Annotated in this window: 20 protein-coding genes; 9 read left to right on the top strand and 11 right to left on the bottom strand. The window is 67.4% G+C overall.

Translation table 11 applies throughout. The features are described 5' to 3' along the window. Positions 1-30 precede the first annotated feature (30 nt). From AC1DJH_RS10115 to AC1DJH_RS10070, 10 genes are all read right to left on the bottom strand, one after another. Complete coding sequence (locus AC1DJH_RS10115; protein ID WP_435487604.1) at positions 31-621, bottom strand: NAD(P)H-dependent oxidoreductase; 591 nt, start codon at positions 619-621, stop codon at positions 31-33. Positions 622-764: 143 nt separating this feature from the next. Beyond that, positions 765-1,793, bottom strand: a complete 1,029-nt coding sequence (locus AC1DJH_RS10110; RefSeq protein ID WP_478185586.1) for an ABC transporter substrate-binding protein — start codon at positions 1,791-1,793, stop codon at positions 765-767. A 58-nt stretch (positions 1,794-1,851) separates the two neighbouring features. After that, entirely contained in the window at positions 1,852-3,231 is a 1,380-nt protein-coding gene (locus AC1DJH_RS10105) for an FAD-binding oxidoreductase (RefSeq protein WP_478185585.1), read from the bottom strand. Further along, entirely contained in the window at positions 3,221-4,114 is an 894-nt protein-coding gene (locus AC1DJH_RS10100) for an ABC transporter permease (protein ID WP_435487601.1), read from the bottom strand. The genes AC1DJH_RS10105 and AC1DJH_RS10100 overlap by 11 nt, the downstream gene beginning before the upstream one ends. Continuing rightward, positions 4,092-4,901 (bottom strand): ABC transporter ATP-binding protein, encoded by an 810-nt coding sequence (locus AC1DJH_RS10095; protein WP_435437419.1) that lies wholly within the window; start codon positions 4,899-4,901, stop codon positions 4,092-4,094. The genes AC1DJH_RS10100 and AC1DJH_RS10095 overlap by 23 nt, the downstream gene beginning before the upstream one ends. Positions 4,902-4,924: 23 nt before the next feature. Beyond that, a complete protein-coding gene (locus AC1DJH_RS10090) occupies positions 4,925-5,746 on the bottom strand; it encodes a creatininase family protein (protein ID WP_472112837.1) in 822 nt (273 codons plus the stop codon). A 165-nt stretch (positions 5,747-5,911) separates the two neighbouring features. Further along, the gene (locus AC1DJH_RS10085) at positions 5,912-8,569 is read right to left on the bottom strand and encodes an autotransporter family protein (protein ID WP_478185584.1); all 2,658 of its coding nucleotides are present in this window, start codon (positions 8,567-8,569) and stop codon (positions 5,912-5,914) included. 161 nt (positions 8,570-8,730) lie between these two features. Continuing rightward, positions 8,731-10,356, bottom strand: coding sequence for an MFS transporter (locus tag AC1DJH_RS10080; protein ID WP_478185583.1), 1,626 nt, complete (start codon positions 10,354-10,356; stop codon positions 8,731-8,733). A gap of 29 nt (positions 10,357-10,385) precedes the next feature. Then, positions 10,386-11,156, bottom strand: coding sequence for an amino acid ABC transporter permease (locus tag AC1DJH_RS10075; RefSeq protein ID WP_478185582.1), 771 nt, complete (start codon positions 11,154-11,156; stop codon positions 10,386-10,388). Between the two features lie 83 nt (positions 11,157-11,239). Next, a complete protein-coding gene (locus tag AC1DJH_RS10070) occupies positions 11,240-12,016 on the bottom strand; it encodes a basic amino acid ABC transporter substrate-binding protein (protein WP_478185581.1) in 777 nt (258 codons plus the stop codon). A gap of 242 nt (positions 12,017-12,258) precedes the next feature. On the opposite strand from AC1DJH_RS10070, the gene AC1DJH_RS10065 reads away from it, so the two are divergent. The 4 genes from AC1DJH_RS10065 (at position 12,259) to AC1DJH_RS10050 (ending at position 14,354) form a co-directional block, all read left to right on the top strand. Beyond that, a complete protein-coding gene (locus AC1DJH_RS10065) occupies positions 12,259-12,936 on the top strand; it encodes a hypothetical protein (RefSeq protein ID WP_478185580.1) in 678 nt (225 codons plus the stop codon). Between the two features lie 26 nt (positions 12,937-12,962). Beyond that, a complete protein-coding gene (locus AC1DJH_RS10060) occupies positions 12,963-13,505 on the top strand; it encodes a GTP-binding protein (protein ID WP_478185579.1) in 543 nt (180 codons plus the stop codon). After that, positions 13,502-13,918 (top strand): roadblock/LC7 domain-containing protein, encoded by a 417-nt coding sequence (locus AC1DJH_RS10055; RefSeq protein WP_478185578.1) that lies wholly within the window; start codon positions 13,502-13,504, stop codon positions 13,916-13,918. Before AC1DJH_RS10060 ends, AC1DJH_RS10055 begins: the two co-directional genes overlap by 4 nt. 76 nt (positions 13,919-13,994) lie before the next feature. Beyond that, on the top strand, positions 13,995-14,354 hold the full coding sequence (locus tag AC1DJH_RS10050; protein WP_435445601.1) for a hypothetical protein: 360 nt from the start codon (positions 13,995-13,997) through the stop codon (positions 14,352-14,354). A gap of 80 nt (positions 14,355-14,434) precedes the next feature. On the opposite strand, the gene AC1DJH_RS10045 is transcribed toward AC1DJH_RS10050, so the two are convergent. Then, on the bottom strand, positions 14,435-14,911 hold the full coding sequence (locus AC1DJH_RS10045; RefSeq protein WP_478185577.1) for an Lrp/AsnC family transcriptional regulator: 477 nt from the start codon (positions 14,909-14,911) through the stop codon (positions 14,435-14,437). 180 nt (positions 14,912-15,091) lie between these two features. Here AC1DJH_RS10045 and AC1DJH_RS10040 point away from each other — a divergent pair, with 180 nt between their 5' ends. The 5 genes from AC1DJH_RS10040 (at position 15,092) to AC1DJH_RS10020 (ending at position 24,845) form a co-directional block, all read left to right on the top strand. Beyond that, entirely contained in the window at positions 15,092-18,700 is a 3,609-nt protein-coding gene (locus tag AC1DJH_RS10040; RefSeq protein ID WP_478185576.1) for an indolepyruvate ferredoxin oxidoreductase family protein, read from the top strand. A 283-nt stretch (positions 18,701-18,983) separates the two neighbouring features. Beyond that, positions 18,984-19,316: a preprotein translocase subunit YajC gene (gene yajC, locus AC1DJH_RS10035; protein ID WP_435437427.1), complete on the top strand. Its 333-nt coding sequence runs from the start codon at positions 18,984-18,986 to the stop codon at positions 19,314-19,316. A 78-nt stretch (positions 19,317-19,394) separates the two neighbouring features. Continuing rightward, on the top strand, positions 19,395-21,275 hold the full coding sequence (gene secD, locus AC1DJH_RS10030; protein ID WP_478185575.1) for a protein translocase subunit SecD: 1,881 nt from the start codon (positions 19,395-19,397) through the stop codon (positions 21,273-21,275). 18 nt (positions 21,276-21,293) lie between these two features. Continuing rightward, positions 21,294-22,253: a protein translocase subunit SecF gene (gene secF, locus AC1DJH_RS10025; RefSeq protein ID WP_435437429.1), complete on the top strand. Its 960-nt coding sequence runs from the start codon at positions 21,294-21,296 to the stop codon at positions 22,251-22,253. A 159-nt stretch (positions 22,254-22,412) separates the two neighbouring features. Beyond that, a complete protein-coding gene (locus tag AC1DJH_RS10020; protein WP_478185574.1) occupies positions 22,413-24,845 on the top strand; it encodes a DUF1631 family protein in 2,433 nt (810 codons plus the stop codon). The last annotated feature ends 24 nt before the right edge of the window (positions 24,846-24,869 follow it).

Here is a 24,869-nt window from a genome sequence, read left to right as displayed (position 1 = left end):
CCTGGGTCTGGTCGGTGGAGTGGGTGTTCGTCAGATGCTGCCCAGCTTGCGCGACACGCGCTCGATGAAGCGCGTGCGGTCTTGTGCGGTGGCGGCGTTCATGTCGTGCAGCTGCAGCCAGGTGACGCGGCAACGCCAGTCGAACAGCGCGCGCAGCGCACGGGTGAACAGGCGCTTGCATGGATGGCCGATGGCCAGCACGAACCAGTGCGGCGAGCCGCCGGTCGTCACCACGGTGAGCCTGCGCACATGCCGCATGCCCGACCTGGCGAGCTGCCCCTTGCGCTCGGCCGGCAAGAAGGCCACGCCCGGCAGCCACACGCGCTCCAGCCAGCCCTTGAGCATCGACGGCGGCCCGTGGAACCAGGTGGGAAACACGAACACCAGGTGCTCGGCCCACAGCAGCGCGTCGACGTGGGGTTTCACACGCTCGCGGATCAGGTCGGGGTTGTCCAGGTAGGCGATGCGCTCTTCGCGCGTCAGCGTCGGGTCGAAGCCTTCGGCATAGAGGTCGATGGTCTTGACGGCGTGGCGAGGCTCCAGCGCCGCGAGCGCGGTGCGGTAGAGCGCGTGGTTGAAGCTGTCGGGGTTTGGATGGCAGTGGACGACTAACGTTTTCATGAGAGAGGGCCGCATCGCCTGTTCGGCGAGACAGGGTCAGAGCCCAGGGAACAAAGGCCGCGCGTGCCTTATGGCAACCCAGGCGCCGGCATCTGACCCCGGCGCAAGCCCCGCGCGACCCACGGGAAAAACAACGAGACGAATCACTTGCCGGTGAGCTTCTTGCGAACGTCCAGGCCCACGCCCTTGTTCACGAACTGCGTGGTGACCACCTTCGACAGGTCGACCTCGCCCGCCTTGTACAGGCCGGCCTTGACCATCTTGTCGTAGAAGTCCTTCACGCGCGCTTCGTCCATGGCGCCGATGCCCTTGGTGAGCGACTCGCCGCTGTCCACGATGCCCATCTTCTTCATCAGCTCGATGGAGCCCTGCAGCGACGCGACGGGCGAGTCGGGGTTGGTCTTGGCGATGAGTTCGTTGGCGGCCTTGTTGTCGCCGTAGAGGTAGTTGTTCCAGCCGATGATCGAGGCCTCGACGAACTTGCGCACCGTCTCGGGCTTGGTCTTGATCAGGTCGGCGCGGGTCTCGATGGTGGTGGAGTAGGTCGAGAAGCCGTTGTCGGCCAAGAGCTGCACCACGGGGTCGAAGCCGGCCTGCGCCTTGATCGACAGGGGCTCGGAGATGGCGTAGCCCTGCTGGATGGACTTCTTGTCCGCCAGGAACGGGCCGACGTTGAAGGTGTAGGGCTTGAGCTGCGAGTCCTTGAAGCCGTGCTCCGACTTCATCCACTGCCAGAAGCTGAACTGGCCGTCCTTGCCGATGAAGGCCACGGGCGCCTTGGCCATGTCCTTGAAGGTGTCGAAGCCCTGGCCCGGGTGCGCGAACATGGCCTGCGGGTCCTTCTGGAAGAAGGCCGCCACCACGACGGTGGGCACGCCGTTCTTCACGTTGTCGAAGGACTGCAGCAGGTTGCCGGTCATCAAAAAGTCGACCTTGCCGGCCGGCAGCATCGGCCGGTTGTTGACCATGGGGCCGCCCTGCTGGATCTCCACGTCGAGGCCGTATTTCTTGTAGGTGCCGTCCACCAGCGCCTGGTAGAAGCCGCCGTGGCCGGCCTGCGCCTTCCAGTTGGTGGCGAACACCACTTTTTCCTGCGCCTGCGCGGCGAAGGCGGCGGCGGTCAGCGCCAGGGCGAAGGCCAGCGGGCGGATGCGGAAAGCGGGGATGCGCATGGGGACGTGCTCCTGTGGAGGTTTTGAAAAGTACGGGATGCGGAGACTAAATCTTTTCTCAGCGTTCGACGGCCATGTCCGGGTGCCAGCCACGCGTCTTGCCCGGGTTCATCAAACCCATCGGATCGCTGCGCTTCTTGAAGTCGATCTGCTGCGTGTCGATGGTCTTCATGCCGCCGTCCTCGATGGTGACCACGTGCGGGTTGAAGATCTGGCAGCCGCCCTGCGACTCGATCTCGCGGATCAGCTCGTACTGGTGGGCTTCGCCCTTCCAGCGCACCAGCAGGATTCCGAAGGTGCCGCACTCGCCACCGGCGCGCGCGAAGTCCTGGTGCTGCAGCACGTCGTCGCCGAAGATTTCAAGATGCCGCTCGACCACTGAAGGATCGAAGGGCTGCGCATAAGCCACTTGCAGGTACGTCCAGCCGCGGTCGGCCTTCAGCGCCTGCAGCGTCGTGTGGTTGAAGGCGCACTCGTAGGCGGGTGGCAGGCCGTCGGCGAGCAACTCGGCCTCGGTGCCTGCGACGGAGATCGTGCCGCCGTGCGCATCGGCCAGCGCGCGGAACTCGGCCATCGACTCCGGCGACACCATGGTGAAGACGGCGTGGCGATCGATCGGAAAGCGGTCGCGCATCGCCGTGTAGTACGGCGAGAAGCGCGCCTCCACCGTCGACAGCAGGAAGATGTCGAGCGAAGGCGCCTGCGCCGCGATGCCGAAGTCCAGCGCGCCACGGTACGTTTCGAACAGCACCGTGCAGTGCACCCATTCGACGGCGGGGCTCAGGGCGACCTCCACGTCGAGAATCACGCCGTTGGTCCCGTAGGCGTGGTGCACCTGCTGGATCTCGTCGCCGTGCAGTTCGATCACGCGTGGCTCGCGCTCCACCGTCATCACGCGCGCGCGCAGCAGGTTGCCGGGGTCGCGCAGGATGCCGTGGCGAAACGACCCGATGCCGCCGAAGCCGCCTGCGATGAAGCCGCCGATGCTGGCCACGTGCCAGGTCGAGGGCCACATGCGCAGTGCCTGGCCGGTCTCGCGCGCGGCGAGGTCGATGTCGTGCATGCGCGCGCCGGCTTCGACGCGCATGCTGCCGTGCTGGATGTCCAGCACGCGGCACATCTGCGTCACGTCGAGCACGAGGCCGCCCTCGAGCGGCACGCACTGGCCGTAGTTGCCGGTGCCGCCGGCACGCACGGTGAGCGGCAGCTTCCACTTCGCGGCCACCGCCGCGGCCTGGCGCACGTCGTCTTCCGTGCTGACCTTCACCACGAGGTCGGCCACGCAGCCCGCGAGCTGCGCGCTGAGGATGGGGCTGTACCAGTAGAAGTCCTTGGACAGCTGCTTGCGCTGCGCCGGCGCAGTGATCAGGTTGAGGCCGCGCAGGTCTGCGCGCACGGCGTCCCAGTCGACGGCGGGCACGGGCGTCCTAGCGTTCACGTCGCATCTCGCTTTCGTGCCAGTGGCCGAGTACGAGGCGCGACAGCGCCGCGAACACGATGAAGATCACGATGCCCAGCAAGGACACCAGCAGCAGCGCCGCGAACATCATTGGGATCTCGGTGCGAAAGCTCGATTCGAGGATGCGCGAGGCCAGCCCCGTTTCCTTGCCCGCCGTGCCGGCCGTGAACTCGGCCACCACCGCGCCGATCAGGCTCAGCCCGCCCGCGATCTTCAACCCCGCCATGAAGTACGGCAGCGCGCTGGGCGCGAGCAGGTAGCGGAAGGTCTGCCAGGGCGAGGCCTTGTAGAGCTGGAACAGGTCGCGCAGGTTGCTGTCGGCGCTCTTCAGGCCGATGACGGTGTTCGACAGGATCGGAAAGAACGCCACGATCCATGCGCACAGCAGCAGCGCCGCCGTGGTGCTCGACACGTAGATCAGGATCAGCGGCGCGATCGCGATGATGGGCGTCACCTGCAGGATCACGGCAATGGGAAACAGGCCGATCTCCACCCACTTGAACAGCGCGAACGCGATCGCCAGCGCCACGCCGCCGACGATGGCCGCCGTGAGCGCGAGCAGCGTGAGCTTCACCGTGAACCACAGCGCGCTGGACAGCGAATCCCAGTTGTCGAACAGCGTGCGCAGGATGAGCGAGGGCGCGGGCAGGATGTAGTGCGGGATGTTGTTGGCCCGCACCATCCATTCCCACAGCAGCAGCAGCGCGAGCACGATGCCCGCGGGCACCACGATGCGCAGCATCGACTCGCGCCGGCGCAGCCTGTCTTCGTGGGCGCGCAGCATGTCCGCGGTGGGCGTGGCTTCGGCGGTGTCCACGGGTGGTGCAGGCATCACGGGTTCAATGGTCGACGTCGAGGCCATGCAGGGCTCCATGCAGGGATTGCGAGACGGCCGTGCAATGCGCGTTGTAGCGGCTCGAGGTGCGGAACTCTTCGCCGCGCGGATACGGCTCGTCGATGCGGATCTCGTCGATCACGCGGCCCGGGCGCGCCGCCATCACCACGATGCGGTTCGACAAATACACCGACTCGTACACGCTGTGCGTGACGAAGACGATCGAGAAGCGGTGCTCGCGCCAGATGGCCAGCAGGTCGTTGTTGAGCTTGATGCGCGTCATTTCGTCGAGCGCGGCGAAGGGCTCGTCCATCAGCAGCAGGCGCGGGTGCGTGACCAGCGCGCGGGCAATCGACACTCGCATCTTCATGCCGCCCGAGAGCTCGCGCGGGTACACGTCGGCGAAGCGCGAGAGGCCGACCAGCTCCAGCACCTGCTCGACCACCGGCGCGGCTTCGTCGCGGCGCATGCCCGCGAGCTTCAGCGGCAGCCACACGTTGTCGAACACCTTGGTCCAAGGCATGAGCGTGGGCTCCTGGAAGACGAAGCCCAGGTCGCGGTCGCTCTTGCTGTCCTTGGCCGCGCCGGTGTTGGCGCCCGACCAGTGCATCTCGCCCGAGCTCACGCGGGTGAGCCCCGCGATCAGCCGCAGCGCGGTGCTTTTGCCGCAGCCCGAGGGGCCCAGGAAGCTGACGAAGTCGTGCTCGCCGATGTCGAGCGACATGCCCTGCAGCGCGAGCGTGCCGTTGGCAAAGCGCTTGCCGACGTTGCGCAGGGCAACCAGGGGCGGAGTGGATGGCGTTGTGCTTTCCATGGCGCGTTCCTTTGGCGCGCAGCCTAGCGCCAGGCCGGCGTGTTGGCGAGACGAGACAACGGAAAACGGTCGACTTCGTGCAGCAGCTCGACGAAGCGCCGGCCCACGTGGTCGAGCACCGCGGCGCCCTTCTCGGCAGTGGCGCGCGTGGCGTCGCCGGCGGCGCCAGCGGGGTTGATGTCGTGCATCTGCCAGCCGAGCTTGCCGCTGGGCGTGATCGAGAGGAACTTGTTCTCTTCGGCCAGCTGCTCGGTCATGGAGCTGAAATTCTGGAACTGGTCGCGGCGAACGTAGTCGGGCGTGAGGTGCAGCATGACCGAACTCTCGAGGTCGCCGGCGTGGATGCCGTGCTTGCCCTCGTGCGCGGTGAACAGGCCTTCGGGCAAGCCCAGCGTGTACCAGTTGGCGGCCACGACCATCATGTCGTGCGCTTCGCGCAGGTCGCGCGCCACGATGTCCATCACGCTCATCTGCCCGCCGTGGCTGTTGTAGAGCACCAGCTTGCGCACGCCGGCCTTGGCGACGCAGGCGCCGATGTCCTTCCACAGCGCGATGAGGGTGGTGGCCGACACGGTGAGCGTGCCCGGATAGCGCGAGTGCTCGTTGCTCTTGCCGTAGGGCACGGTGGGCAGAAAGAGCACCGGCAGGTCGTCGGGCAGGTGCGGCAACGTGGCGCGCACCATGCCGTCGATGGTGGCCGTGTCGGTCGACATCGGCAGGTGGGGGCCGTGCTGTTCAGTGGCGCCCACCGGCAGCACGGCGATGAGCCGTTCGCGGTCGAGGCGGGAGAACTCTTCGCTGGTCAGGTCGGACCAGAAGCGGCTGCGCAGGCGGGGCGGATTCATCGTGGCACACCTCTTTGACGTCGGTTGGACTCTTTAATTATCCATGTGGTCAAGAAAAGTGGCTAAGAATTTACCCGAATGCCTCTGTAAAGACGTGTCGCCGACATTCAAATTTACACACACGGTCAATTTCAGACCCTGCACGGGTCGGTCGACGCTGCGCCGTCACCAGCGCAGACGCACGCCCACTTGCCCCTGCACCCCAGTCTGCTCGGTGTTGCCGATGGCGCTGGTGTAGGCAAGCCCGCCGTACACAGACACCGTCTTGTTCACCTGACCGACCACGCCGGCGCCCACCTCCAGCGCGCTCGCGTTGCGGCGGTTGACGACCTGGTCCGTCGGGCCGAAGAAGATCGCGTTGCTGCCGCTGAAGGTGTGCCACAGGTTGGCCTTGAGGTAAGGCCGCCAGACGCCGCCGCCGGCGTCGAAGCGGCCTTCGAGCCGCGCGCCGATGCGCCCGGTGACCGCGTTGTCGCGCTGGAAGCGCACGGCGGAAATGCCGTCGTCAACGTCGTCGAACGAACTGCGCTGCCAGATCAGCTGCACCTGCGGCTGCAGCGTGACGTTCTCGCCCAGGGCCAGCGGGTAGCCGGCTTCCAGCGAGGCCGTGACCGCCGTGCCGCGCGGGTCGCCGCCGCGGCCCAGCGTGGAGCGCGCGTCGGCCTTGTAGCGGGTGGCCATCAGCACCGCGTCGCTGTACCAGCCGCTTGCGGCAATGCGCGTCCAGTACGCGCCCAGGCTGTAGCCCTCGATGCTCAGGTGGCCGGTGGCGGTGTTGGTGCCGCCGCTGGCCACCCCGCTCGTGTCGCCGCTGGCGCGGGTGTAGCCGCCGAGCACGCCCACGCGGTGGCGCCCGCCCGCGGAATCGGTGGCCGCCAGGAAGTCGTGGCCCAGCTGCAGGCCGCTGATCTGGCCGTCGAACTGCGGGTCGGCGTCACCGCGCAGGCGCTGCCGGGTGCTTTCGCCGAACACGCGGGCCCATGAAGCCTGCCTGCCCTGGCCGTCCGGGTCGTCGGCAAGCAGCTGCGTGTCGCCCTGCCGGTCGTGGAAGGTGCCGAGCTGCGCCAGGCCGAGCCGGCGCACTACCAGCGGCATGCTGCTGTACAGCGCCACCTCGGGCCGGTACAGCTTGACCGGCTCCACCGACGCCGGCGCCGCGGCGCCCGGCATGGCTTCCATGAGCGCCACGGCCTCCGCCAGCGAGCCCACCAGCGTGCCGCCGACCGCATAGCCGTTGTTGCGCAGGTACCAGTTGTCGGCATTGCCACCCACCGCCCCACCCCGGAACAGGCGGTAGTCGTAGGCGCCGGCCTCCACGGCCTGGGTCAGCGAGAACGCGCCGGGCGCCGTGGTGCCGCCGTTGACGGTCTGCACCACCAGGATGCCGTCGGCCAGCGTCGGCGCGCCCAGGCCGCCACGATTGACCACGCGGATGGCGGTGGCGCCCGAGGCCCTGCCGCCGTCGATCACCAGCTTGTCGGATGGCGAGGCGTCGCCGCCCAGCACCGTGTTGATCTGCATCAGCGCGCCGCTGCCCAGGTAGTTGCCGCGCACCGTGAAGGCGCCGTAGTTCACGCCGTCGTTGGGGCCGGGCAGCAGCGTGCCCTGGTTGGTCACGTTGCCCGCGAAGGTGCCGGTGCCGGCCACCGTGGTACCGGGGAGCACGGCGATGACCGGGCTGGTGAGCGTCGCGGGCAGGTTGAAGCGCCCGGACTCGACGCGCACCCCGTCCGAGAAGCTCGCATCGGTGAGCCACGACCACTGCGTGCCGCGCATCGTCAGGGTCTGGAAGTTGCGAAAGGCGTTGTCCACGGTGCCGCTGCCTTCGAGAAAGGCGTCCGCGCGCCCGCCGCCGCCGTCCGCGCCGCCCCGGATGACCGAGCCGGTCTGCAGCACCAGCGTGCCGACGCCCAGCGCGCCCATGTAGATCGCGTCGGTGCCGCCGGTGCCGCCATGGCCTTCCACGGTGCCGGCGTTGACCAGCACGTCGTTGCCGTTCTGGCCGCGGTAGCCATAGCCGTTGGCGCTGGAGAGGGTGGCGCCGGCCCGGTTCTCCACGCGCGAGAAGAAGCTCAGGCCGAGCGTGTTCGCATGCACCGCGTCGGCCCCGCCCGAGGGCGAGTTGGCGCCCGTGGTGGCGATGGTGCCGGTGTTGACCAGCAGGTTGGAAACGAGGTTGCCGCCCTGCAGGTAGACGCCCTTGGCCGAGGAGCCGCTGGCCGTGATGGTGCCGTTGTTGATGACGGTATTGCCAGGTCCCAGGATGGAAATGCCATGGGAGCTGCCGCCCGCGGTACTGATGCTGCCGTTGTTGGTGATGAGCGTGCGCGTGCTGCTGTTGGACGTCACCAGGATGCCCGCGGTGCCGGCACTGGTCGTGCGGATGGCGCCGTTGTTGGTCATCGTGTTGTCGTTGCCCGTGGCGACCATCGCCGCGCGCGCCGAGCCCGAACCGCCCGACACCGTGATCTGGCCGTTGTTGGTGATGCTGCTGGCGTCGCGTACGAGCAGGGCCTGGGTGGCGTTGGTGGCGAGCGTGGCGCCGGGGTTCACGGTGATGGCGACGCCGGTGCTGCCCGGCGCGGCGATCACGCTGGCCGAGCCGGTCGTCAGGCCGTCGCAGGCCACGGCGGTGTTCGCGCCCGGTGTGGCCGTGGGGCCGCAAGCGGCGTAGGCGCCGCTGCCGGTCAGCGTGGCGAGTGTGGCCGCGAGACAGCCGACAAGAGAAAGAGGGGAAGGAGAAGCAGGAGGAAGGCGGGGGCGAAGGGAAGCACGAGGGGACGTCGGGTGGCTCGTCGATCGATGCGTTGGCGCGATGCTCATGCGTGCTCCTTTGCTGTCCCTCGCGGTAAGCGAGATGGTTGTGTGACGTTTGTCACGGCATTTAGCACAACCAACAATTGAGAAACAATCAGACGAGCCCCCGACGTGTTGCGGTGGCAACACGTCGCGCGCAGCGGCCGCGCCGGTTCACGCGCGCAGGCTCAGCGCCGCACCACGTACCGCGTCACCACCGGCGCCGTCTCGCCCAGGTGGAACGCCAGCCGCCGCTCGCGCAGCGCCATGTCGCTCGCGGTGGCGCGGTTGAAGCGGCGCAGGTGGTCGGTCCACGAGTCGTCGACGATCTGCTCCACGTAGCGTTCGGGCTGGGCGATGTCGTGCAGAAGTTCCCATCCGACGGCGCCCTGGCTCAGGCGCGCGCGGCGGGTCTGCTGCATCACCAGGTGGAAGGCCGCGGCGCGGGCCGGATCGATGAGGAACTCGACGGTGATGACCACGCGGCCGTTTTCCTGCGGCGCCTCGGTGGGCGGGCCGGCCGCCCAGCCGGCCTGGGCAGGGCTGGTGTCGTCCTCGCCGCTCAGGTCGGTCACCCAGCGCAGGGCCATCAGCATCAGCAGCGTGCCGCTCGCGGCGGCAATGGCCAGGCTGATCTCCAGGTTGCTGACCGTCGCCACCTGGCCCCAGATGGCCGCGCCGATTGCGCTCGCGCCCATGATGGCCATCTGGTACATCGACATGCCGCGCGCGCGCACCCAGTCGGGCAGCGCGAGCTGGGCCGACACCGAGAGCGAATTGGCCACGGCGATCCAGGCCATGCCGCCGAAGAACATGGCCGGCACCGCGACCCACGCGTTGGGTGCGAAGGCCATGACGGCGGTGGCCGCCGACTGCAGCAGCGTGCCGCGCAGCACCAGCTGGTCGCGCCCGAGCGCCTGGCGCAGGCGCGGCAGGAACAGCACCGCGATGATCGCGCCCGCGCCCATGGCCGCCAGCAGCAGCGTGAAGGTGCCCGCGCCGCCGCCCTGCAGGTTGCGCGCGAGCAGCGGCAGCAGGGCGAGCAGCGCGGTCGAGTGAAAGAAGAAGATCGACACGCGCACCAGCACCGCGCGCATGCGCTGCGACTGCCGCACGAACTGCACGCCCACGCGCATCGCGCCGATGAGCTTTTCGCGGCCCAGCGGGTTGGGCGTGTGCTCGCGCCGCCAGCGCATCACCACGAAGCCGGAGGCCACCGACAGCACCGCGTTCAGCGCGAACACCCAGACGGTCCCCGCGCTCGCGATCAGCACGCCCGCGGTGAGCGGGCCGACGATGCGCGACGCGTTCATCGCAATGCCGTTCAGGCCCAGCGCGGCGGGCAGCTGCGGCCGGGGCACCAGCTCGGGCACGATGGCCGCGAACACCGGCCAGCGCAGCGCCAGGCCGATGCCGTTGGCGAAGGTGAGCGCCAGCAGCAGCGGCGCGGTCATGAGGTCGAGCGCCAGCGCGGCGCACAGCACGACGGCGGTGCCGGCCAGCCAGAACTGCGTGGCCACCAGCCAGCGCCTGCGGTCGAGGATGTCGGCCAGCGCTCCGCTGGGCAGGCCCAGCAGGAACACCGGCAGCGTGGAGGCCGACTGCACCAGCGCCACCCAGATGGGCGAGGTGGTGAGAGAGGTCATCATCCACGCGGCGGCCACATCGTTCATCCACATGCAGATGTTGGCGATGAGCCAGGTGCTCCACAGCATGCGGAACACGGGGAGCTTCAGGGGCTCGAGGGCCGCGAGCTTCGATGGCTGCGGCCGCGCGGGCGGGATCGGTGTCTCTTCGGGGGATATGGGTGGCATGTGGCGCTATTGTGGCGCCGGCGTTTTCCTCAGCCCCGGTCGCTGCGCGCGAGGTGGATCTCCAGGCGCCGCAGCAAGGTGGTGAGCACCAGCGTCATGACCCAGTAGACCACCGAGATCGCCAGGTACGGCTCCCAGTAGCGCGCATACGCACCGGCCACGGTGCGTGCCGCGTAGGCCAGCTCGGCCAGGCCGATGGCGGACACCAGCGAGGTGTCTTTCAGCAGCGCGATGGCGTTGTTGCCCAGCGGCGGCAGCATGCGGCGAAAGGCCTGCGGCAGCACCACGTAGCGCATCACCTGCGCGGGCGTGAAGCCGATGGAGCGGCCGGCATCGAACTGCCCGCGCGAGATCGACTGGATGCCCGCGCGGAACACCTCCGAGATGTAGGCGGCCGAGTTGAGCGTGAGCGCCACCACGCCCGAGATGAGCGCACCGTGCTCCTGCTTGAGTGTGCGCGCGAGGTCGCCGTCGATCAGCAGGCCCGAGGTCGGGTGGATGAACACCGGCATCACCGCGAAGTGGATCAGCAGGATCTGCACGAACAGCGGCGTGCCGCGGAAGAAGCTCACGTACACCGTGGCCGGCCAGCGCAGGAAGAAGCGCGCCACCCAGGTCCAGGGCGCGTGGCGCGGCTGCGCCAGGCGCGCGAGCGCCAGGCACAGGCCCCAGCTGGAGCCCAGCAGCACGCAGACCACGGTCATGCGCAGCGTCATCCAGGCGCCTTGCCAGAACAGGTCTTTGTACTCAACGAGGATGTCCCAGCGGAACCATCCGAACAGCAGCACTGGTTGTTCCATGCTTACGACCTCAATCCGAGTCAAACAACGAAAAACGAAACGGCCGCGTGAGGGCGGCCGTGTTCAAAAAGATGCCGTGCGGCTCAGCGCACGTTCGGGTCCTTGTTGAACCACTTCTTGTAGATCGTCACGTAGCTGCCGTCGGCGCGAATGGCCGCGAGGCCGGCGCTGAGCTTGTCGAGCAGCGCCTTGTCGCCCTTCTTCACGACGATGCCGAAGCCCTCTTCGGGGAAGGACTTGTCGTCCAGCGTCTTCAGCTCGGGGTTCTGCGACACGCGGTAGGCAATGACGCCGTTGTCGCCCATGGCCGCATCGACGCCGCCGCCGGCCAGCTCGGAAATGATGAGCGGCGTGCTCTCGAAGCGGCGGATGTCGGGGCTGGTCTTGCCGAACTCGCGCGAGGCGATGTCGTCGGCCGTGGAGGCGCTCACCACGGCGATCTTCTTGCCGGCCAGGTCCTTCAGCGAGGCGACCTTGCTGTTCTTCGGCAGCGCGATGAGCTGGCGGGCCGCGAAGTACGGCGGCGTGAAGTCGTAGCTCTGCTTGCGCTTGTCGTTGATGGTGACGCCCGAGATCACCAGGTCGACATCGCCGTTGTTCAGCGCGCCGAAGATGCCGGTGAAGGGCGTGTTGACGATCTTGATCTTCAGGCCCTGCTGCTTTGCGATGGCGTTGATGATGTCGATGTCGAAGCCGACGATCTGCTTGTCCTTGTTCTCGAAGGCGAAGGGCGCGTAGGTGGCGCTGGAGCCCACGGTCAGTTCGCGGTTCTGCGCCTGGGCACCGGGCGCGAAGAGGGCGGCCGTGGCGACGAGGCCGAGCGATAGGCCGAGCGAAAAGGCGCGCCGGATGCGGTTCATGGAGTCTCCCGGGGAGTGGTTGTGGCTTTGAAGGGCGGCGAATTCTATGCCTGCAAGAGCGATGCCCGGCCCGGTACGGCGGGGTCCACGGGCGTTGCTGCGGCGCGGCAAAAAGCACTGCTGCTGTGCATTTAGTCTCAAAAGCCGCAGCGATTCCACTTCTTTTCAGGGCGGGGCGGAAGTGTTTAGTTCACAAAGATAACAATATCTAACTATTTGAAACACGCGCCAGCGAAGCAGTTATGTCACTCGTTCTGGGGGTCATGGGGATCCCGAAAGTGGAAGTCGAGCTCTTGCGGATCATCGTCCGGCTGAGCTCCAACCTGCGTACCCCGTGGACCGTGGGCGAATCGGGCGCCTGCGACCTGCTGCTGGTGGACAGCGCCGGGTCCACCGACGCCCGCCACGCCCCTACCGCGCCCTTCGTCGTCGTGCCCGTGGTGCAGCGCGGCGAAGCCGATGCGGCGGCGCCGGTGGCCCGCCGTACCCTGGCCCGCCCGATCTTCGCGGAAGAGCTGGTTGACCTCCTCAACGAGATGACCCCGCGCATCCGCGGCACCCAGGCAGCCGCCGCGGACATCGTCCGGTCGGCCCGCGATCGTGCCCGCCTGGTCCGCTGGCCCGCGCAGGCGACGCTGCAGAAGAACCCCGTCTATTTGCGGCTGGCCGCGGCGCTCTCCAAGAGCGCGCAGTCCGCCGAAAGCCTGAGCGCGCTGGGCCGCATCGATGTCGACGAATGCTCGACCTTCCTGGGCCTGCTGGAGCAGGAGGGCGTGCTGGCCTGGTCGGCCGAGGCCGACAGGGCCGACAGGGTCGGCGGCAACGGCGACGCCGCGCGCGGCCGCGCCCTGCCCGACGAGGCCGCCCGGCACCGCACCGGCCTGCTCTCTCGCATCCGCCGCCGCCTCGGGCTGGCCTGAACGAACGACCATCCAGGGGACATCGATTGAGGGAATACAAACTCGTCTTCACGGGCCCGATGGGCGTGGGCAAGACCACCGCCATCGCCGCCATCAGCGAGACACCGCCCATTTCCACCGACGTCGCCAATGCCGACACCTCGGTGGCCAAGGCCACCACCACGGTGGGGCTGGACTTCGGCGAGCTGACGCTCGACAACGGCGACCGGCTGCGCATCTACGGCACGCCGGGGCAGAGCCGCTTCGACTTCATGTGGCAGATCCTGATTCGCGACGCGCTCGGCCTGGCCATCCTGCTGGACAACGCCCGCCCGCAGCCGCTGGACGACCTGGCCACATACCTCGACGGCTTTGCCGGCGCGCTGAAGGAAATGCCCTGCGCCCTGGGCATCAGCCGCTGCGACACGCACCCCACGCCCTCGCTGGACGACTACGCGCGCGCGCTGCAGGCGCGCGGGCTGGTGCTGCCGATCGTGGCCGTCGACCTGCGCAAGAAAGACAACGTGATCGCGCTCATCGACACCTTGCTGATGCAGATCGAAGCCATCGATGCGGGAGCGCCGCTGTGAACATCAGCCTTGCACTGAAGCTCAAGGCCGCCTCCGAGGCGCAGCACATCCTGGACGAGATCGCCGGCGTGACCGCCGTGGTCATCGCCACGCCCGACGGGTTCGAGGTGGCCAGCGCCAGCCTGCGCAGCTTCGACCCGTCGCGCATCGCCGCCATGGCCAGCACCATCTCCGCCATGGGCGTGGTGGTCTCGCAGGAGGCGCGGCTGGGCCGCTGCAAATGCATCACCGTGGGCACCGACGACGGCTTTGCCCTGTTCAGCCCGGTGCGCAACGAGGAAACCGAGCTCGTGGTGAACGTCATTGCCAATGCGGGCGCCGTGCTTGCGCAGGCGATGTACCGCACCGCCACTTGCGTGAAGGTGCTCGAAGCGCACAAGTCGGGCTGGCTGCCGCCCCGAATCAACGGCTAGGGACAACGGGCGAGGACGAGTTTGCATGCGGCGTCTTCGCTCTTTTCATACGCATGACCGATTAGGAAACCTCGATATGTCGACCATTCAGCAAAGCATTGACAACCTCCTGACCGCCGACGGTGCCATGTGCGCCGCCGTGGTCGATTCCGCCAGCGGCATGATGCTCGGCTCGGGCGGCACCGGCGTGGACCTGGAAGTCGCCGCGGCGGGCAACACCGAGGTGGTGCGCGCCAAGCTCAAGACCATGCGTTCGCTCGGCCTGAACGACGTGATCGAGGACATCCTGATCACGCTGGGCAAGCAATACCACCTGATTCGCCCGCTGGCGCAGAAGGAAGGCGTGTTCATCTACTACGTGCTGGACAAGGCCAAGTCCAACCTGGCGCTGGCGCGGCGCAAGCTGCTGGAAGTCGAGAAGGACATCACCTTCTGAGCAGGTGCGGGGCGAGCGCCCCGCGTCCCCTTTCCGGAAAGCCGGCTTCGCGAGGAGCCGGCTTTTTTCGTGGGCGCTGGCTACTTGGCCAGGTGCCCCAGCGGCAGCGCGCTGCTGGCCTTCACCTCGCCCAGCGAGAAGCTGGTGTGCAGGTCTTTCACATTCGGCAGGTTCATCAGGTGCTGGCGCGCGAAGGCCGAGAAACCGTCGAGGTCGCGCGCCACCACCTGCAGCTCGAAGGTGCCGGTGCCGCTGATGTAGTGGCAGGCGATCACGTCGGGCAGCTTGCGGATGGCGTCCTCCAGCTTGCGCGTGGCTTCGTGGGTGACGCGCTCGGTGTCCACCCGCACGAAGGCGAGCACGCCCAGCCCTATCTTGTGGCGGTCGATCTCGGCGTGATAGCCCTTGATGAACCCGGACTCCTCCAGCGCGCGCACCCGGCGCCAGCAGGGCGCGGCCGACAGGCCCACGCGCTGCGCGAGCTCGGCGTTGGTGAGGCGGCCGTCGGCCTGCAGTTCTTGCAGGATTGCAAGGTCGAACTTATCGATGCTTTCCATGGGTGGCGATGTTAAGCAAGATTCTTTCTAGAAGAGGGTTTTTCAGGGCAAAGAACGCAAACACCTGTCGCGGACCCCGGCATACACTTTGCGTGATCATGGGCTCGCGCCCTATCCGGGCACAGACCCACACCCATCAGCCAGGCCCACAAGGCCCTGCCACACGGAGACAAGACATATATGAATGCACCGCTGCCCGCGCACATTCTCAAGGCCCTGCAAACGGTCACCCTCGACGACAAATACTCGCTCGACTACGGCCGTGCCTTCATGAGCGGCGTCCAGGCCCTCGTCAAGCTGCCGATGCTCCAGCAGCTGCGCGACAAGCAGGCCGGCAAGAACACCGCCGGCTTCATCAGCGGCTATCGCGGCTCCCCGCTCGGCGGCTACGACCAGGCGCTGTGGAAGGCCAGCAAGTTCCTCAAGGAACAGAACATCGTCTTCCAGCCGGGCGTGAACGAAGAGCTCGCGGCCACTGCGCTATGGGGCACCCAGCAACTGGGCTTCAGCCCGCAGGGCACCAACAAGTTCGACGGCGTGTTCGGCATCTGGTACGGCAAGGGCCCGGGCGTGGACCGCTGCTCCGACGTGTTCAAGCATGCCAACATGGCCGGCACCACCGAGTTCGGCGGCGTGATCGCGGTGGCCGGCGACGACCACATCTCCAAGAGCTCCACCGCCGCGCACCAGAGCGACCACATCTTCAAGGCCTGCGGCACGCCGGTGTTCTTCCCGGCGAACGTGCAGGAAATCCTCGACCTGGGCATCCACGCCTTTGCCATGAGCCGTTTTTCGGGCGTGTGGTCGGGCATGAAGACGATCCAGGAAATCGTGGAGTCCAGCGCCACGGCCATGATCGACCCCGAGCGCGTGCAGATCGTCATTCCCACCGACTTCGAGATGCCGCCCGGCGGCCTGCACATCCGCTGGCCCGACCATGCGCTGGAGCAGGAAGCCCGGCTCATGCACTACAAGTGGTACGCCGCGCTGGCCTACATCCGCGCCAACCGCCTGAACTACAACGTGATCGAAGGCCCGAACGACCGCTTCGGCATCATGGCCAGCGGCAAGGCCTTCAATGACACGCGCCAGGCGCTGATCGACCTGGGCCTGGACGACGCGGCCTGCCGCCAGCTGGGCATTCGCCTGCACAAGGTGGGCGTGGTGTGGCCGCTGGAAGCGCAGCTCACGCGCGAATTCGCCACCGGCCTGCAAGAGATTCTGGTGGTCGAGGAAAAGCGCCAGGTCATCGAATACCAGCTGAAGGAAGAGCTCTACAACTGGCGCTCGGACGTGCGGCCCAACGTGGTCGGCAAGTTCGACGAAGGCCAGGGCGCGAGCGACGACGGCTACTCCGGCGGCGAATGGTCGATGCCCAACCCCACCGCCCACACGCTGCTGCGCGCCAATGCCGACCTGAACCCCGCGCTCATCGCCAAGGCCATCGCCGCGCGCCTGAAGAAGACCGGCCTGCTGGCCGCCGCCGGCGCCGACATGGCCGCGCGCATCGACGCGCAGCTCGCCATCCTCGAGGCCAAGGAGCGTTCTATGGTGGTGCAGCAGGCCTCCACCAGCGTGGCCGACGCCACGCGCCAGCCGTGGTTCTGCTCGGGCTGCCCGCACAACACCAGCACCGTGGTGCCCGAAGGCTCGCGCGCCATGGGCGGCATCGGCTGCCACTTCATGGCGACCTGGATGGACCGCTCCACCATCGGCTTCACGCAGATGGGCGGCGAGGGCGTGCCGTGGGTCGGCCAGCAGCCCTTCACGACCGACCAGCACATCTTCGCGAACCTGGGCGACGGCACCTACTTCCACAGCGGCCTGCTCGCCATTCGCCAGAGCATCGCGGCGGGCGTGAACATCACCTACAAGATCCTCTACAACGACGCGGTCGCCATGACCGGCGGCCAGCAGGTCGGCGAGCGGCCCGAAGGGCACTCGGTGCTGCAGATTGCCGAGAGCCTGCATGCCGAGGGCGCGAAGAAAGTGGTCATCGTCACGGACGAGCCCGAGAAGTACGAGGGCGTGAGCATCCCGGGCGACCACGTGCAGGTGAAGCACCGCGACCTGCTCGACGACATCCAGCGCGAGTTCCGCGCCATGCCGGGCACCACGGCCATCATCTACGACCAGACCTGCGCCACCGAGAAGCGCCGCCGCCGCAAGCGGGGCACGGCCGTCGATCCGGCCAAGCGCGTGGTCATCAACGAGCTGGTCTGCGAAGGCTGCGGCGACTGCAGCGTGCAGAGCAACTGCCTGAGCGTGGAGCCGCTGGAAACCGAATTCGGCCGCAAGCGCACCATCAACCAGAGCAGCTGCAACAAGGACATGAGCTGCCTGAAGGGCTTCTGCCCGAGCTTCGTCACCGTCGAAGGCGGCCAGCTCAAGAAGAAGAGCAAGAGCAAGGGCGCGACGCCGGCCGAGTTCGGCCTGCTGCCCGACCCCGCGCTGCCGTCGCTGGCGGGCGGCAAGGTCTGGGGCGTGGTGGTCGCGGGCGTGGGCGGCACCGGCGTCATCACCATCGGCCAGCTGCTGGGCATGGCCGCGCACATCGAGGCCAAGGGCATCGTCACGCAGGACGCGGCCGGCCTGGCGCAAAAGGGCGGCGCCACGTGGAGCCATGTGCTCATCGGCGACACGCAGGACGACATTCGCACCACGCGCGTGGGCACCGCGGCGGCCGACCTGATCCTGGCGTGCGATCCGCTGGTCACGATCAACGGCGAAACCATGGCGCGCATGCGCGAAGGGCGCACGCACGTGGCGCTCAACACGCACAGCTCGCCCACCGCCGCCTTCGTGCGCAACGCCAACTGGCAGAACCCCGAAGACGCCTGCGCCGCCGAAATTGCGCGCGCCGTGGGCCTGGACGGCATGGGCACCTTCGACGCCGATGCCGCGGCCACCGCGCTGATGGGCGACACCATCTACGTGAACCCGATGATCCTGGGCTACGCCTGGCAAAAGGGCTGGCTGCCGCTGGCGCACGAGTCTCTGATGCGCGCCATCGAGCTGAATGCGGTGGCCATCGAGAACAACAAGACGGCCTTCGAGTGGGGCCGCCAGGCGGCCGTGCGTCCAGAAGATTTCCAGAAGCGCGTGCGTCCCGGCCAGGTCATCGAGTTCAAGAAACGCGAAACGCTCGAAAGCCTCGTGGCCCGCCGCGTGGAGTTTTTGACCGGCTACCAGAACGCCGCCTACGCCGCCGAATACAAGCAGTTCGTCGGCAAGGTGCAGCAGGCCGAATCGGCACTGGGCCGCACGGGGCTGAGCGAGACGGTGGCGCGCTACCTGTTCAAGCTCATGGCATATAAGGACGAGTACGAAGTCGCCCGCCTGCACACCGATCGCAGCTTCCTCGACCGCGTCGAGGGCATGTTCGAAGGTGACTACAAGCTCAACTACCACCTGGCGCCGCCGGTCATTGCCAAGAAGAACGCCAAGGGCCAGCTGCAGAAGCAGAAGTTCGGCCCCTGGATGCTCACCGGCTTCAGGTTCCTGGCCAGGCTCAAGGGCGTGCGCGGCACGGCGCTCGACATCTTCGGGCGCACCGAGGAGCGCAAGACCGAGCGCGCGCTGATCGGCGAGTACCGCGCCAGCATCGAGGAAGTGATCGGCGCCCTGCGCGCGGACAACCATGCGCTGGCCCTCGAGATTGCCGGCCTGCCCGAGCAGATTCGCGGCTACGGCCACGTGAAGGAGCGCAACCTGGCGGCCGCCCGCACCCGCTGGAGCGAGCTGCTGGCCAAGTGGCGCAACCCTCAGGCGCAGCGCGTGGCGGCCTGAGTTCCAGGGTTTTTTGCAAGCATACGGGCGTCCATTGGACGCCCGTTGCTATTGAAAACGTAGCGGATTCGGGGCCTGTTGAATACCCGGAAAGCCCTCCCCACCGCGCCGGATAAGCGCGTGGAGCTGCCTTCCGCGCCGAATACAATGCCCGGTGCTGTGCGCGGCCAAGCCCCGCCGCGCTTTGACTTGCGGTGCGCATCCCATGCGGCCGCCAGCCCCAAGGAACCGCGGACGCTGCCCGCGCTCCCATCCTTTTCTCTTCCCTCTGCTGGAGACTCTCTTGTTCATTTCCTCTGCTTTCGCCCAAACCGCGCCTGCCGCAGCCGGCGGCGGTGACATGTTGTCCTCGCTCGGCAGCATGCTGCCGCTGGTGCTGATGTTCGTGGTGCTGTATTTCGTGATGATCCGGCCCCAGATGAAGCGCCAGAAGGAAGCACGCGCCATGATCGAAGCGCTGGCCAAGGGCGACGAAGTCGCCACCGCCGGCGGCGTGCTCGGCAAGATCACCTCGATGAGCGACCAGTACCTGGGCCTCGAGATCGCCAACGGCGTCGAGATCAAGATCCAGCGCAGCGCCGTGGTGCAGGTCCTGCCCAAGGGCGCCGTCAAATAAAGGCGTGAGCTGAACCTTGCGCTTTGCGGCGCAGGGCCCCAATTCACGCCGTGTTCCGTTTCAGAAAAGCGTTTTCTCATGAACCGTTACCCGGTCTGGAAGTACGCGATCATCGTGATCGTGTTGCTCGTGGGGCTCATCTACGCCCTGCCCAATTTCTTCGGTGAGGCACCTGCGGTGCAGGTGTCGGCGGCCAAGACGACTGTCAAGGTCGACGCCACCACCCAGACCCGGGTCGAAGAGGCGCTGAAGGCTGCCAGCCTGACGCCCGACCTCGTCACGCTGGACGCCGGCTCGCTGCGCGCCCGCTTCACCACCCCCGACGACCAGCTCAAGGCGCGCGACGTGATCCAGCGCGCCCTGGTGCCCGACGCCGGCGACCCGCCCTACACGGTGGCGCTGAACCTGTTGTCGCGCTCGCCCAAGTGGCTGACCGCGCTGCACGCGTTTCCGATGTACCTGGGCCTCGACCTGCGCGGCGGCGTCGACTTCCTGCTGCAGGTGGACATGAAGGGCGCCATCGACAAGAAGGCCGAGTCCTTCGCCAGCGACCTGCGCACCACCTTCCGCGACAAGAACATCCGCGGCACCTCGGTGAGCCGCAACGGCCAGACCGTGGAAGTGAGCTTTCGCGATGCGGCGGCGCTCGAGGCGGCCAAGCGCGTCATCCAGGACCAGTTCACCGACCTGAGCACCACCGACAGCCAGGACGGCAGCAACTGGCGCCTCGTGGCCAGCATCAAGCCGGAGGCCGCGCGCCGCCTGCAGGACGCCGCGCTCAAGCAGAACATCACCACGCTGCACAACCGGATCAACGAACTCGGCGTGGCCGAACCGGTGATCCAGCAGCAGGGCCTGGACCGCATCGTCGTGCAGCTGCCCGGCGTGCAGGACACGGCCAAGGCCAAGGAAATCCTGGGCCGCACCGCCACGCTCGAAATGCGCCTGGTCGACGAAAGCGCCGAAGGCCGCTCGGCCGAACTGAGCGGCGGCCCGGTGCCGTTCGGCTCCGAGAAATTCCTCGACCGCCAGGGCCGCCCCGTCATCGTGAAGAAGCAGGTGCTGGTCACCGGCGAGAACCTCACCGACGCGCAACCCGGCTTCGACCAGCAGAGCAACCAGCCCAAGGTCGACCTGACCATGGACGCCAAGGGCGGGCGCATCATGCGCGACGTCAGCCGCGAGAACTACAAGAAGCGCATGGCGATGCTGATCTTCGAAAAGGGCAAGGGCGAAGTGCTCACGGCCCCGTCGATCAACGGCGAGCTGGGCAACCGCTTCCAGGTGTCGGGCTCCATGACGGTGGTGGAAGCCAGCGACCTCGCGCTGCTGCTGCGCGCCGGCTCGCTGGCCGCGCCGATGGAAATCATCCAGGAACGCACCATCGGTCCGAGCCTGGGCGCCGACAACATCGAGAAGGGCTTCAAGAGCGTGATGTACGGCTTCCTGGCGATCATGGTGTTCATGTGCGCGTACTACGCACTGTTCGGCCTGTTCTCCTCGATCGCGCTGGCCGTCAACCTGATGCTGCTGGTGGCCATTCTCTCGATGCTGCAGGCCACGCTCACGCTGCCCGGCATCGCGGCCATGGCGCTGGCCATCGGCGTGGCCATCGACTCCAACGTGCTGATCAACGAGCGCGTGCGCGAAGAGCTGCGCAACGGGGCGTCGCCGCAGGCGGCCATCCACGCGGGCTACGAACGCGCCTGGGGCACCATCCTGGACTCCAACGTGACCACGCTCATCGCAGGCATCGCGCTGCTCGCCTTCGGGTCTGGCCCGGTGCGCGGCTTCGCGGTGGTGCACTGCATCGGCATCGTCACCTCGATGTTCTCCGCCGTGTTCTTCTCGCGCGGCCTCGTGAACTTCTGGTACGGCCAGAAGAAGAAGCTCAAGACGGTGTCCATCGGTACCGTCTGGCGCCCAACGACCGACGGCTCGGCCGTGGCCACCAAGTAAAGGTCGAGGACAAGCGCCATGGAATTCTTCCGCATCCACAAGACGATCCCGTTCATGCGCCATGCACTGGTGCTGAATATCGTCTCCTTCGTCACCTTCGCGCTGGCGGTGTTCTTCCTGTTCCACCGCGGGCTGCACCTGTCGGTCGAGTTCACGGGCGGCACCGTGATGGAGGTCGCCTATGAGCAGTCGGCCGACATCGGCAAGGTGCGCGACGCCATCGGCAAGCTCGGCTACCCCGACGTGCAGGTGCAGAGCTACGGCAGCTCGCGCGACGTGCAGATCCGGCTGCCGGCCCAGAAGGGCATGAGCTCCGACCAGCAGAGCGCGCAGGTCATGGGGGCGCTGAAGTCGGTCGACGCGTCGGCCACGCAGCGCGGCATCGAGGTGGTCGGCCCGCAGGTCGGCGAGGAACTCACCACCAACGGCCTGAAGGCCCTGGGCATGGTGGTCCTCGGCATCATGATCTATCTGGCGTTCCGCTTCGAATGGAAGTTCGCGCTGGCCACCGTGCTCGCCAACCTGCACGACGTGGTGATCATCCTGGGCTTCTTCGCCTTCTTCCAGTGGGAGTTCTCGCTGGCGGTGCTGGCGGCGGTGCTGGCGGTGCTGGGGTACTCGGTGAACGAGTCGGTCGTGATCTTCGACCGGGTTCGCGAAAATTTCCGGCGTTACCGCAAGATGACGACCTCCGAAGTGATCGACAGCGCGATCACCTCGACCATCAGCCGAACCATCATCACCCACGGCTCCACGCAGCTGGTGGTGCTGTCGATGTTCTTCTTCGGCGGCCCGACCCTGCATTACTTTGCCCTGGCACTGACCATCGGCATCTGCTTCGGCATCTACTCCTCGTGCTTCGTGGCGGCTGCCATCGCGATGTGGCTGGGGGTGAAGCGCGAAGACCTGGTCAAGGGCGGCCCGACGAAGCGCGACGGGGAGTCCGAAGACGATCCCAACGCCGGCGCGGTGGTCTGACGGATACTTCAGGCTTTAATCAGGCGGCGGCCGCGCCGCGCTGCGGTTCGCATGCAACGCCGGGCACTCCGCGCACTTGTGCGGTTGCGCATCCCGATGCAAGCTCTCGGTTGTTGCTGACGAATCGAATTCGAATATCCGGGTCTTTCCGACTTTTCAATGAGCATTGCGCGGTCCGCCTCTTCCCTGCAGCTCGCACGCGAGACGCGTGAGCGTTTCGTCTTGGCAACGGAAGGCGCCATCGCGCCGCTGGCCCGCGCGATCCGCGACCGGCTGACTGCCATCTCCTCCGAGGCCGGCAACGCCCGCGCCATGCAGGAACATCGCGACGACTTCGTGGCGTTCCAGGGCCAGGCCACGCAATGGGTAACGCTTGCGCAGACTGGCTGGCGCAAGGCGCTGGGCGCCTCGGCCGGCGGCGTGTCGGCGGTGCCTTCGGCGTTGCGGCTCGAACTGATCGGCGACGAGGTGGTCGAGAGCAACATCCTCTCCTCGCGCCTGGCGCAGATGATCCACGACAAGGCCAGTTTCGAGCTCAGCGACCTGCGCCTGCGCATCCAGCACCTCGAAGGCACGACCGAACTCGACGCCAGGGACGTGCTCAAGCCCGAGACGCTGGCCAAGCTGCTGGTCGAACAATGGCTGGCCGCCGGCCTGAGCCGCGGGCTGTGGACCCGGGTGCAGGACACGGTGCAGCAGGGGCTGGTCGAGGTGGTGGTCAAGGCCTACCAGAGCGCCAACGCCTTCCTGATCGCCAACGGCGTGATGGAGGAGATCGACCTCAAGAGCTTCGTGCGCCGCACGGGCAGTGCCGGCGCCGCCGGCAGCGGTGGACCGGCCACGTCGTCCGGCGTGCCGATGGACGGCGGCGGCATGCCGGGCGGTCCGCGCGGTGGGCAGCGCGCAGGCTTCGGATCCGACGGGCAGCAGACTTCGGCGTCTTCGAACGCGGCCACCTCGTCCACTGTCGCCACGGCCACCACGGGCGGCTCGCCGCTGATGATCGCGCGGCAGCGTGCGCAGACAGCGCTGCTGAGCCTGAAGCGCTTCGTCGCCGCGCGCATCGGCGGCGAGGCGGGCGGCTCGGCCGGGCAGTACCCGGCCTCTGGCGCCGAAGGACGGGCAACCGGCAGCGGCGGTGGCGGTGGCAGCAATGCGGGCCAGGTCGCCGGCACCTCGCCACCCCGCGTCTTTTCCAGGACTTTTGCCGGCGCCATCGCCGACGCCGAGGTCGCCTACCGGATGGCCGCCACCCAGTTCATGGACGGCGCCGGCGAGCAGGCCACGCTGATGCAGCAGACCGCGGTGGACATGCGCCGGCGCACCGCCGAGCTCAAGAAGCGCGCACCCACCACGGCCGACAAGGCCACGGTCGAGATCGTGGCGCTGATGTTCCAGGCCATCCTGGCCGAAGAGCGCATTCCCTTCTCCGCCCGCGTGTGGTTCGCCCGGCTGCAGATGCCGGTGCTGCGCGTGGCCATCGCCGAGCCCGAGTTCTTCGGCACGCTGCAGCATCCCGCGCGCATGTTGATCGACCGCATGGGCTCGTGCGTGATGGGCTTCGACGCGGCGGCCATCACCGGCAGCGCGCTCGAAAGCGAGATCCGCCGCGTGGTGCAGGTCATCGAGCAGTACCCTGAAACCGGCCAGCGCGTGTTCAAGCTGGTGTTCGACGAGTTCGTCGCCTTCCTCAACCGCTACCTGACGCAAAGCGACACCACGCAGCGCGTGATGAGCGTGGCGCAGCAGGTCGAGCAGAAGGAAACGATGGCGATCCAGTACACCATCGAGTTGCGCAAGATGCTCAACGACATGCCGGTGCGCGAAGAGATCCGCGAGTTCCTGTTCAAGGTCTGGGCCGAAGTGCTGGCCATCGCGGCCCTGCGCTACGGCGCGCAGGGCGAGCAGACCGTCATGCTCAAGCGCGTGGCCTCCGAACTGGTGTGGGCCGCCAGCGCCAAGCCCAACCGCACAGACCGCGCCCGCGTGATTCAGGACCTGCCGCAGCTGTTGCAGCGCCTGCGCCAGGGCATGGCGCTGCTGGGCATCGTCGACGAGCCGCAGGAGGCGCACATCAAGATCATCGGCGCCACGCTGTCCGATGCCTTCCTGTCGAAGACCGAGGCGATTCCGCAGGCCAAGATCGAAGCCATGGCCGAACGGCTGACGCACCTGGAAGACTTCGTGAGCGACGAGGGCGGGGCCGGAGACGACCTGCCGCTGGACGCCCACAGCATCGAACTGCTGCTGGGGGTGGACGCCGCATCGATCGAGGTGATTCCCGATGCCGGCGGCAGCAAGGTCGCCGAGGACATGCTCGCCTGGGCGCACGAACTGCAAGTGGGCAACTGGTTCATGCTGGACCACAACGACCGCGTGAGCCAGGTTCAGTTCGTCTGGCGCAGCGAGCGCAAGAAGCTGCACCTGTTCGCCTCGGCGGACGGCCGCAGTTTCCTGATCCAGGCGGGGCGGCTCGCGAGCTACCTGCAGGCGGGCTTGCTGGTGCCGGCCGAGGAAGAAACGCTCACCGTGCGCGCCACGCGCGAGGCGCTGGCCAAGCTGGACGCCAACCCGGAACGGCTGCTGAACTAGTCCGTGGACGGGGCGCCGGGCCCC

This window comes from Variovorax sp. 10N412, from assembly GCF_056394985.1.
Note: the sequence above shows the minus strand (reverse complement) of the source record. Positions and strands in the feature narration are given on the sequence as shown.

What these genes read in the sequence shown, in the direction of transcription:
- AC1DJH_RS10115 (WP_435487604.1), bottom strand. Translation starts at nt 621, where the DNA reads ATGAAAACGTTAGTCGTCCACTGCCATCCAAACCCCGACAGCTTCAAC.
- AC1DJH_RS10110 (WP_478185586.1), bottom strand. Translation starts at nt 1,793, where the DNA reads ATGCGCATCCCCGCTTTCCGCATCCGCCCGCTGGCCTTCGCCCTGGCG.
- AC1DJH_RS10100 (WP_435487601.1), bottom strand. Translation starts at nt 4,114, where the DNA reads ATGGCCTCGACGTCGACCATTGAACCCGTGATGCCTGCACCACCCGTG.
- AC1DJH_RS10095 (WP_435437419.1), bottom strand. Translation starts at nt 4,901, where the DNA reads ATGGAAAGCACAACGCCATCCACTCCGCCCCTGGTTGCCCTGCGCAAC.
- AC1DJH_RS10090 (WP_472112837.1), bottom strand. Translation starts at nt 5,746, where the DNA reads ATGAATCCGCCCCGCCTGCGCAGCCGCTTCTGGTCCGACCTGACCAGC.
- AC1DJH_RS10085 (WP_478185584.1), bottom strand. Translation starts at nt 8,569, where the DNA reads ATGAGCATCGCGCCAACGCATCGATCGACGAGCCACCCGACGTCCCCT.
- AC1DJH_RS10080 (WP_478185583.1), bottom strand. Translation starts at nt 10,356, where the DNA reads ATGCCACCCATATCCCCCGAAGAGACACCGATCCCGCCCGCGCGGCCG.
- AC1DJH_RS10075 (WP_478185582.1), bottom strand. Translation starts at nt 11,156, where the DNA reads ATGGAACAACCAGTGCTGCTGTTCGGATGGTTCCGCTGGGACATCCTC.
- AC1DJH_RS10070 (WP_478185581.1), bottom strand. Translation starts at nt 12,016, where the DNA reads ATGAACCGCATCCGGCGCGCCTTTTCGCTCGGCCTATCGCTCGGCCTC.
- AC1DJH_RS10065 (WP_478185580.1), top strand. Translation starts at nt 12,259, where the DNA reads ATGTCACTCGTTCTGGGGGTCATGGGGATCCCGAAAGTGGAAGTCGAG.
- AC1DJH_RS10050 (WP_435445601.1), top strand. Translation starts at nt 13,995, where the DNA reads ATGTCGACCATTCAGCAAAGCATTGACAACCTCCTGACCGCCGACGGT.
- AC1DJH_RS10045 (WP_478185577.1), bottom strand. Translation starts at nt 14,911, where the DNA reads ATGGAAAGCATCGATAAGTTCGACCTTGCAATCCTGCAAGAACTGCAG.
- AC1DJH_RS10040 (WP_478185576.1), top strand. Translation starts at nt 15,092, where the DNA reads ATGAATGCACCGCTGCCCGCGCACATTCTCAAGGCCCTGCAAACGGTC.
- secD (WP_478185575.1), top strand. Translation starts at nt 19,395, where the DNA reads ATGAACCGTTACCCGGTCTGGAAGTACGCGATCATCGTGATCGTGTTG.
- secF (WP_435437429.1), top strand. Translation starts at nt 21,294, where the DNA reads ATGGAATTCTTCCGCATCCACAAGACGATCCCGTTCATGCGCCATGCA.
- AC1DJH_RS10020 (WP_478185574.1), top strand. Translation starts at nt 22,413, where the DNA reads ATGAGCATTGCGCGGTCCGCCTCTTCCCTGCAGCTCGCACGCGAGACG.